The organism is Brochothrix sp. (assembly GCF_017549435.1).
In the GTDB taxonomy this organism is placed as follows: domain Bacteria; phylum Bacillota; class Bacilli; order Lactobacillales; family Listeriaceae; genus Brochothrix; species Brochothrix thermosphacta.
This window is the reverse complement of sequence record NZ_JAFYUW010000144.1, coordinates 1-8,193: the sequence shown is the minus strand read 5'-3', so window position 1 is coordinate 8,193 and position 8,193 is coordinate 1. Positions and strand designations below refer to the sequence as shown.

8 protein-coding genes are annotated in these 8,193 nt (G+C 37.6%); 2 read left to right on the top strand and 6 right to left on the bottom strand.

The annotated features are described in order from the left end of the window. Positions 1–5 precede the first annotated feature (5 nt). From IKV95_RS09595 to IKV95_RS09570, 6 genes are all read right to left on the bottom strand, one after another. The gene (locus IKV95_RS09595; RefSeq protein WP_029091691.1) at positions 6–461 is read right to left on the bottom strand and encodes a DUF986 family protein; all 456 of its coding nucleotides are present in this window, start codon (positions 459–461) and stop codon (positions 6–8) included. Positions 462–568: 107 nt separating this feature from the next. Further along, positions 569–1,414: a PTS mannose transporter subunit IID gene (locus IKV95_RS09590; protein ID WP_029091692.1), complete on the bottom strand. Its 846-nt coding sequence runs from the start codon at positions 1,412–1,414 to the stop codon at positions 569–571. 16 nt (positions 1,415–1,430) lie between these two features. After that, a complete protein-coding gene (locus IKV95_RS09585) occupies positions 1,431–2,240 on the bottom strand; it encodes a PTS mannose/fructose/sorbose transporter subunit IIC (protein WP_269461287.1) in 810 nt (269 codons plus the stop codon). A 34-nt stretch (positions 2,241–2,274) separates the two neighbouring features. Continuing rightward, a complete protein-coding gene (locus IKV95_RS09580; protein WP_069120855.1) occupies positions 2,275–2,760 on the bottom strand; it encodes a mannose/fructose/sorbose PTS transporter subunit IIB in 486 nt (161 codons plus the stop codon). After that, complete coding sequence (locus IKV95_RS09575; protein ID WP_029091695.1) at positions 2,761–3,195, bottom strand: mannose/fructose/sorbose PTS transporter subunit IIA; 435 nt, start codon at positions 3,193–3,195, stop codon at positions 2,761–2,763. Between the two features lie 196 nt (positions 3,196–3,391). Next, positions 3,392–6,223 (bottom strand): sigma-54-dependent transcriptional regulator, encoded by a 2,832-nt coding sequence (locus IKV95_RS09570; RefSeq protein WP_069125385.1) that lies wholly within the window; start codon positions 6,221–6,223, stop codon positions 3,392–3,394. Positions 6,224–6,362: 139 nt separating this feature from the next. Between IKV95_RS09570 and manA the strand changes: the two genes are divergently transcribed. Both manA and IKV95_RS09560 read left to right on the top strand, forming a co-directional pair. After that, positions 6,363–7,325 carry a mannose-6-phosphate isomerase, class I gene (gene manA / locus IKV95_RS09565; RefSeq protein WP_287451728.1) on the top strand — a complete coding sequence of 321 codons (963 nt, stop codon included), beginning with the start codon at positions 6,363–6,365 and terminating at the stop codon, positions 7,323–7,325. 16 nt (positions 7,326–7,341) lie between these two features. Beyond that, a complete protein-coding gene (locus tag IKV95_RS09560) occupies positions 7,342–7,965 on the top strand; it encodes a LysE family translocator (protein ID WP_287451727.1) in 624 nt (207 codons plus the stop codon). Positions 7,966–8,193: the final 228 nt, after the last annotated feature.

Sequence of the window (8,193 nt, the reverse complement as noted above, 5' to 3'; positions counted from 1 at the left end):
TTTTTTTATTGTCGTGTAAAGTAAGGGAGCATTCGCTCTAAATCATCCATATTACGTACGTAAATGAGATGACGGCGAGTATTGGCAATAATTGCTAAAATACCATCTTCAGCAAGATTCATTTGGTCAATGGCATCATAACGAACAAAGAAATTGCCATAAAAGAAACCTTCTTTTTTAAAGCGGATTTTAGGTTGTCGTACAAAAGAAAGGATCAGGTAAAGGACTGTTAATGCTAATAATAAATAAGCATCCGTCATATTACCACCTTTGAAAAGAGTGATGATAAAAATCACTAAGAAGAGAGCAGCAAAAATGAGTGTATCCATGATATTACGTTTGCGCAATTGAATTGTCAAACTGGTTTTTCCCTTTAGCATGTCGATGATGAACGTATCATAAATGAGATAAAGTACGATAAGAACGACATAGCCTCCTAAAAACAAAGTGGTAAGAGACATGTGAGTACACCTCCGTCTGTGTTGTATTAATTATAGCATAAAATAAAAACAGGTAAGGCAAGGTGGATGTACGACCTCGCCTTACCTGCTTGATAATTTAGAATTATTTAAGCTAAGAAACCTACCCAGTAACCAAGGATACCGATTACGAAGAAACCGAAAATCAACCAAAGTGGATTAACTTTTCTCTTCAATAACCACATACATGCAAATGTTAAGAGTAACGGTACTAAACCAGGCATCAATTGATCTAAAATTGATTGAACAGTTGTTTCAACGACTTTACCATCTGCGCCTTTTACTTTAGAAAGAACGAATGGCATATTCACCGTGGTCCACTTATTAACCAATGCTCCCATGATGAAGAGTCCGAGAATTGAAGCACCTTCTGTTAATTTTTGTAAGAGACCACCACTCATGTCTCCAACAACAGCAGATCCTTTTTTATAACCGTAAGATACACCCCAGTAGCGGATGAAAAGTCGTACAGCATTGAAGAATACGAAGAATACAATCGGTCCAAGAATACTACCGTTCATTGCAAGTGACGCACCAAGTGCACCAGCTACCGGACGTAAAGTTCCCCAGAAAATGGGATCACCAACACCAGCTAAAGGTCCCATTAAACCAACTTTGATACCGTTGATGGCACCATCATCAATTGGAGCGCCGTTTGCGCGTTGTTCTTCCATCGCCAGTGTAACTCCGATAATTGGAGCGCCGACGTAAGGATGCGTATTAAAAAATTCTAAGTGACGTTTAATCGCAGCAACTCGTTCGGGTGAACCTTCAGGATATAGACGTTTAATCGCAGGCACCATAGCATAGGCATAACCTAATGCTTGCATACGCTCAAAGTTCCATGAACCTTGGAAGACATTGCTTCGATAAAAGACGTTACGTATATCTTTACTCGTTAATTGTTTTTCTAACTCTTGTACTTTTTCAGCCATGATTGTCTCCTCCTCCTTAGTCTAATTCGTCGTCTAAATCATTCGCCGGTGCGCCGTTTGCAGTTGCACCACCACCGCCATTATTACCATCTTTGTAATATTTAGGGTGTAATTGGATAAAGATAATTGCTAAGAAGGCACCGATAACACCTAAAGCAATTAGGTTGAACTGAGTGAATGCCGCTACAACGAATCCGAAGAAGAAGAAAGGCATTAAATAGTTGGCTTGCATCATGTTGATAACCATTGCATAACCGACAACAACGATCATACCACCGGCAACAGCAAGACCACCAGTAACAACATCAGGGATAGAGTCAAGCAAGTTTTTAATTGTATCAGTACCGACTGAGTAAGCAACGATTACCGCTGGAATAGCGATACGCATAGCTTGTAATAATAGTGCGGTGAGATGCAATCGAGATATGGCATTTAAATCGCCACGATCAGCAGCTTTATCTGCTGCATGTTGGAAACCAACTGTGATTGTACGAACTAAGATAGTTAATACTTGTCCAGCAGCAGCTAACGGAATAGCTAAAGCGATACCAGCACCAATACTTTGGCCACCACCGATAACTAAGATTGTTGAAATAATTGAAGCAAGAGCTGTATCAGGTGCAACAGCTGCACCGATGTTCATCCAGCCTAATGCGATTAATTGAAGTGAAGCACCAATCATAACACCTTGAGAGATGTCACCAAGCACTAAACCGATTAGCGTACAAGCGATTAAGGGCTGATGCGTTTGAAACTCGTCAAGGATGGAACCCATACCAGCAACACATGCTACTAAAAAGACCAGGATAATTTGTATAGTACCAATTTCCATGAGATTTTCCTCCTTTTCCTACAATAGTTTATTTGATTTTATCAAGCAATGTCATCATGTTGACTTTATGATCAGCAGCAACTTTTCGTGCTTCTAATTCAATTCCTTTATCATGCAATGTTTTGAATGCTGCGATATCAGTGTCATCAACAGAAATTGCATTTGTAACCATTTGTTTTCCTTCACGGAATGCCATACCACCAATGTTAACACTTGTGATATCGATACCATCTTCGATAACACGTACAACATCAGTTGGATTAGTGAAAAGGAACATGACTTTATCATCTGCATATTTGGCATTGTTGTACACGCGAGATGCTTTTGAAACATCAACAACATGTGCTTTAACACCGGGTGGTGCAACTTGTGTTAATAAAGTTTTACGAACAGTATCGGCAGCAACTTCATCAGATACAACGATAATGCGGTTTACACCTGTTTCTTTTGTCCAAACAGTGGCAACTTGACCGTGAATTAGACGGTCATCAATACGAGCTAATTTAATAATCATTTATAATTCCTCCTCATTCTCTTCTTCTGCAGCTCCCGACAAACTCTCTTTTAAGGATTTGATGCCGAACTGACCTGATGTAATTGCTGTTTGCACTAATTCAACTAAAGTCTGACTAGGACGCATTGAAAATGTTTCCAGTAACATTGGAATACTGACTCCAGTTACAACATCGGCATTCTCATCTTCAATAACGATACGGCTCGCCGCGTTGAAGGGGCTACCACCGAATAAATCGACAAGGAAGAGTAATCCTTCACTTGTATCAAGCTGTTGTGCTTCTTCGTTTAATTTATCGACTAACGTGTCTGCATTTTCTCCAGGCATAAAATCGATAAAACCAACATTACTTTGTTCTCCGATAATCATTTCAGTTGAGCGTAATAATTGCTCAGCAGAGGCACCATGTGTACCTATAACAATCGCAACTGTCATTTGTCTCACCTCATCTTTTTTTATTTATTTGGTCTACACTTTATATAATGCAAGATTCGTGCCAACTTTTTTGACGGGTATGGAAACGTTACCACATAAAGTGTTTCGTAAAAAAAGACACAAAAAAAGACAGTACAAGACACTAATTCTGCGGATGCTTTGAGTAGTGTCTTGTACTGTCGAAAATGTGCGACTGCTAATTTTGGATTTTTACATTTTCAATCATATCCATGAGATAAAATAGTTCACTGTCAGGCAATTTAATCTGTAGACTGGTTGAAAAGAGTAGCGCAATCGTTTGATAATCAACGACTTTGCTGAGTTGTGAAGGGCTTGGTTTAGAGTAATAAGTCAAAGTTTCCTTTAGAACACAACGTTCGAGTGCACAACCAATATGAACCATCATATTTATTTTTTGGCCATTAGTGAGGTTTATCTCTTCAAATAATTCGATATCATCGATAAAAGCGCGCAATAACGGCAGTATTTTTGAAGGGTTTAAATAAGTTAAGAATTCATTGAGGCTTTCTTCGCTCATTTGTAAAACCATCGATGGTTTATTAACCTGTTGTTGAATTGATGAGTTGAAGGCAGTAAAGTAGTGTGCAATAATATCTTCACCCTCATTATCAAATAATTGCTCCAAGGGGATAAAAGGCACACCGACATTGGGATTAGCAATACCCACTGAAACAACAATGTTATAACGCTCTAATTCTTCCTTACGCTGAGCCACTTCATGAAGCGGCATGACAAGTATTTCAATATCGCTCCGACCCATATTATCGAGAATGTTACCTAAAAATGATTGTAATTTTAAAGCCGTACCTTCACCAGTAGTACAAACACTAAGGATAGCAGTCGGTTTATCGAGATGTGTTGCAGTGGTTAAGGCCGTTGAAGTACCCAATGGTTTTTCCAAGTAGCTATCATAACCACGAAAGTCTTTCAATGAACGGTAAATTGTATCCAATTCCATTTCCATAATAGTTGCTTTACGAACAGCTTCTAACACAGTCGGCGTAGAGACCATATCAATCGTTTTTACAGGGATTCCTGTCTCTTCGGTTAAGATATCACCAAAACCAGTGAGCGAGCCCATATCAACCATTAAAAGAACACCTTTACCTGTGTCTATTTCACGTACAATTGTCCTCATGTCATCCAATACCTTTTTGGGGCTGAGATCTAGAGGCATATCAATACTGCGGATATTGCTTTCACCAAGCAAAGTTTTAACGACATTAACCATACTACTTGCAGTGCTGCTACCATGCATGGCAACTAAAATAGCAACGCGTTGTGATTTGTTATCTTTTAAAAGTGAATTAATCAGCAATGTTAGATAGAGAGTTTCCATCATTGGCACAGAAACAGAAAAGTGTGTTTTAATCATTTGGTTAATTTGTAAAGAAAGTTCGTATTCAGTCGACATTTCTTGTACAACGTTCTCGATATTGGCATAACGCACAATCTTATGCTCTTTATTACGCTTCAGAAAGGCAGTAAGGTGTAAACCAAAAGCAAGGATAAAACGTTCATCTAGTTTTTTACGTAAGCTTTCTTCAATCATTGATTTTATATTTTCGGTGAAATTCAAAATATCCTCGTTAATCACTTTCAGCATCTTTTCACGTGATTGTGTGTTGTTTTGAAATTTTTCGTAAAATGAATTGAGATGTATATCAATATCGATACCAATAAAGCGATTGATTTCTTCGTCCTTAATTCCTTGATCGACCATGAAACCAACTTTATCTTCAATAATACTATAGAGATTAAAATCAGGCTCGTAAGCGTCGTCTTTTATGAGTGAAATATTTTTACCATCAGGCATAACGATAACATCACTTTGTAATTGGTCAGATAATTCCTGCATTTCAACACGATTGCCACTTAGATGAAAGAAGCCATTTTTAACTTCAGCAGGTAAATCTTTGAAGCGGATAGAAAGTTTTTCCTCTCTTAGAGAATGCAGAAAGGCATTGGCACATACTAATTGAATATTTGATTTGAGCTGTCCAACATTACCGTAGGTAGTGTTCCCAATGAGAGCTTTTGTGGCCTCAGTATCAATTTCAATTGGTTTTTTTATACGATGTGCTTCGGTTGTTAATAGGAAGCGTAGTAAATCAATTTTATCTTTAGCAGAGCGCTCTTCAAAAGTTGGAATTGTAATAATAATAGGAATGCGTCGTACAAATGTTTTTAATAGTGAGGAGTCAGGATTCTCTGTAGTGGCGCAAATGATTAATACATCTGCATGATGTGTGCGTTCAGTTTCACCTAATTTCGCATAACCGCCATTATCCATTAGGTAAAAAATCATTTCTTGACCTTCTGGAGGTAAGCGGTGGACTTCATCGAGGAAAAGAATACCACGGTGTGCTTTTTCGACCAAACCGCGCTTATCAGAATCTGCCCCTGTAAAAGCGCCCTTAACATGACCAAATAAATGTGACATTAGCAGTTGAGGGTTTGTATAATAATCAGCACAGTTGAACACAATGAAAGGTGCATCTTCTGAGTATTTGCCAATATGGCGTGCATAGTTGAACATCATATTAGCGAATAATGTCTTACCAACCCCAGTTTGCCCAACAATTAAAGTATCCAATCCATTAGGTGGATAGAGAATGGCCGCTTTAGCTTGTTCAACTTGATTACGAAGGCTAGAATCTGCTCCAATTAAATCTGAAAACGGTGTTTTTTCTTCGTCTGTATTAAGTGTATGAGGTTCGAGTGCAATAAAATCGGCGAGGGAATCAAAAAAGGTTTGTTCGGGCAAAGTACCGAGTAAACGTTCAGCCGTTGCCAAACTTAAATAACCGACCGGACGCCCGTTAATTTTAATTAATTTATGTTCACGGAATAGTTGGTTTAGGTCAGCACTCACATTATTACGCTGTATTTCAACAGATTCAGCAATTTGTAATGCTGTTATACCACCATTCTTTTTTAAATCATTCCACGATAGCGAAACAGAAAGCATTTCGAGTTGTGCTAAAATACGCTCATTTCTTTTCAAATTAGAACACCCCTTACCCTATGATACTTGTATTTTACCATGAAAAAAGATATTCTGATAATAAGAGTATTAAAAAAAAGACAGCGTTTACTAAAAGCAGAGGCGATACTGTCTTATTATAAATAGGGGGCGTAAAAAAATGAAAGAACCGATTTTTTTAGACGGAGAAGTACATGAAAAAATATGGGGTGGGAAAAAACTTCATGAATTATTTGGTTACGGAGACGGCAAAGGTAAAATGGGTGAAAAATGGGGGATTAGCGCACATAAAAATGGTGACGCCAAAGTCTTAAATAGTAGCCTCAAAGGAGAAACGCTCTCAAGTCTATGGGAAAAACACCGTGAATATTTTGGTGGATCAACGCAAGCTGAATTTCCATTATTAACTAAAATATTAGATGCTAGTGAAGATTTATCTGTTCAAGTTCACCCTGATGATGAATATGGTAAAGCACATGCAGGCGAACAAGGAAAAACTGAATGTTGGTATGTGATTGCAGCTGAGCCAGGTGCAGAAATTATTTATGGACACAATGCAAAAACAAAAGAAGAATTTGAAAAGTTAGCATCAAGTGGTGAATGGGATAAATTACTACACTCTATTCCAGTTAAAGCAGGCGATTTTTATTATGTACCAAGTGGAACAGTTCATGCGATTGGTGCAGGAATTGTTATTCTTGAAACACAACAAAGTAGTGATACAACGTATCGTTTATATGATTACAATCGTGTGGAAGAAGCAACTGGTAAAACGCGTCCTTTACAAATTACAGAATCATTAGACGTAACTACAGTACCGCATCATGTTGAAGAAATGCCTATGAAAAAGGTAATATCAGAAAACATGAGCATGATTACATTGGTAGAAAGCCCTTATTTCAACGTCTTTAAATGGGAAGTACGTGGTGCTGCAACAATGAATGCAACTGGACCGTATACATTAATAAGTGTTATTTCAGGTACAGGACATATCAGAATTGATGACGATTCGTACGATTTAAAAGCCGGCGATCATTTAGTTTTACCGACTGATGTAACAACATGGAAATTAAAAGGTAACATGGAAATCATTGCTTCTACTCCTGGCGAAAAGAACCGTTAATTAAGGAGGAAAAGCGATGTTCGGTATTATTGATTATGGAACGTTTGTGATCACTTGTGTATTATTGAACTTAATACCAGGAGCGGACACAATGTACATACTGAGTCGAAGCATGTCACAGGGCAGGTCAGCAGGGTTATACTCTGCGTTAGGCATAACGGCAGGTACAATTATACATACGTTATTGGCAGCTTTAGGATTGAGTTTGCTACTCGTAAAATCCATTGTTGCGTTTACGATTGTAAAATGGTTAGGTGCTGCCTATTTAATTTATTTAGGCGTTAAGATGTTCCGTGATAAAAGTCAATTTGGAAATATCGAACACATCAGTGGGGGCTCTAATAAACGCACACTCTTTGTTCAAGGGATGTTGACAAATGTGATGAATCCGAAAGTAGCCTTGTTTTTCTTATCATTTATACCACAATTTATTAATCCTTCTGAAAGTACGGCCTTAACATTTGTTTTGTTAGGCTTTACCTTTACAATGACAGGTTTCATATGGAGTGTTGTTATTGCAAGTGTAGCAGGTGTTTTGAGTGGGAAACTACAAAAAAATCAAAGTATTTCACACTATTTGAATAAAATTATGGGCAGCATTTTAGTGTTATTAGGCATTAAATTATTTGCAAGTAAATAGTGAAAGAATCCTCAATCTTTTAAGCGTACCATTACCTTTTTTAGTTGGAGTATTGAAGACAGGCATTAAAGTCAACGACATATACTTCAGTTTAATTTTCAGGTCTCATATTGAATTTATCTTCAAAAGTATCTTCTAATATCTGTTTTTTGCAGTATGTATTTCAGCTCGAATTTTTCACCATTAATAGGTCAGTAGTGACAGTTATAATTTGACGAAAGCGATTGC

What these genes read in the sequence shown, in the direction of transcription:
- IKV95_RS09595 (WP_029091691.1), bottom strand. Translation starts at nt 461, where the DNA reads ATGTCTCTTACCACTTTGTTTTTAGGAGGCTATGTCGTTCTTATCGTA.
- IKV95_RS09590 (WP_029091692.1), bottom strand. Translation starts at nt 1,414, where the DNA reads ATGGCTGAAAAAGTACAAGAGTTAGAAAAACAATTAACGAGTAAAGAT.
- IKV95_RS09580 (WP_069120855.1), bottom strand. Translation starts at nt 2,760, where the DNA reads ATGATTATTAAATTAGCTCGTATTGATGACCGTCTAATTCACGGTCAA.
- IKV95_RS09575 (WP_029091695.1), bottom strand. Translation starts at nt 3,195, where the DNA reads ATGACAGTTGCGATTGTTATAGGTACACATGGTGCCTCTGCTGAGCAA.
- manA (WP_287451728.1), top strand. Translation starts at nt 6,363, where the DNA reads ATGAAAGAACCGATTTTTTTAGACGGAGAAGTACATGAAAAAATATGG.
- IKV95_RS09560 (WP_287451727.1), top strand. Translation starts at nt 7,342, where the DNA reads ATGTTCGGTATTATTGATTATGGAACGTTTGTGATCACTTGTGTATTA.